Below are 1,004 nucleotides of genomic sequence, written 5' to 3'. Positions count from 1 at the left end.
CGAGGATGAGGTCACACTCGACCTCTCCAAATACCCATACAGAAGGGTATTGGGGAAACTGATGTACCTGGCACACATGACTAGGCCAGACATCAGCAATGCGGTCAGAGAACTAGGCCAACAGATGCATGACCCATGCATGAGGCACTGGAAGGGACTGCAACATCTGTTGAGGTATTTGTCAGCCTTCCCTAACCAGGGACTATCCTTTAAACGTCAAAATCAAGGTCAGGGTACTTGTTTGAAGGGATATTCAGACGCTGATTTCGCGTCTGATACGAAGACCAGAAGAAGCTGCGTTGGATACCTCATCATGCTTGGGGAGACGGTGATCACTTGGTCTTCCAAAACAGAGAGGAGTATTGTTTTGAGCACTTCAGAATCAGAGTGGACCGCTCTGGCTCGAGGTATCAGACATGCCAACTTCTTAAAAGGGTTACTGGTGGAACTAGGGCTCGAACAATTCAAGACCCCATGGTTTTGCGACAACCAGGCGACCATTGTTTCGGCTAAAACACCGGGATTCAATGGAAGAACCAGGCACGTAGATGTGAAGCTGAAGTTCACTAGGCAGGAACATGAGCTTGGCAACATCGAGCTGAATTATGTGCCCACTGATCAACAGCTGGCAGACGGATTGACCAAAAGGCTGAGGAGGACCAAGCACAACGAATTTAGGACAGCAGTACTTCATGATATCAGTAAGTATCCTAATTGATCTCCTTGTCCTTTGCCTACTATGATCATTTAGGATAGGAGGAGTGTGCAGATATCGTGCATGTAGATGACCCATTGTTGGGGTCTGCATCTAGGTGACCCATCGTTGGGGTCTGCACCTAGATGACCCATTGTTGGGGATCTGCATCTAGGCGACCCATCGTTTGGGTCTGCACCTAGATGACCCATCGTCGGGGCCGGTATCTAGGTGACCCATCGTTGGGGGTCTATAGGTGAATAACAATGGAGCGTCGGTTTTTTTAGAAACCGACATAGTAGAGAATATT

General features: G+C 48.4%; 1 protein-coding gene. It reads left to right on the top strand.

Features of this window, described 5'->3' with window-relative positions:
* Positions 1 to 313 precede the first annotated feature (313 nt).
* The gene (locus GY791_11735; GenBank protein ID MCP4329096.1) at positions 314 to 718 is read left to right on the top strand and encodes a Ty1/Copia family ribonuclease HI; all 405 of its coding nucleotides are present in this window, start codon (positions 314 to 316) and stop codon (positions 716 to 718) included.
* The last annotated feature ends 286 nt before the right edge of the window (positions 719 to 1,004 follow it).

The organism is Alphaproteobacteria bacterium, assembly GCA_024244705.1.
In the GTDB taxonomy this organism is placed as follows: Bacteria; Pseudomonadota; Alphaproteobacteria; order JAAEOK01; family JAAEOK01; genus JAAEOK01.
The sequence above is the reverse complement of the archived record's forward strand: the minus strand, read 5'-3'. Positions and strand labels throughout refer to the sequence as shown.

Excerpts from the sequence above, each read along its gene's own strand:
- GY791_11735 (MCP4329096.1), top strand. The coding sequence starts at position 314 with ATGCTTGGGGAGACGGTGATCACTTGGTCTTCCAAAACAGAGAGGAGT.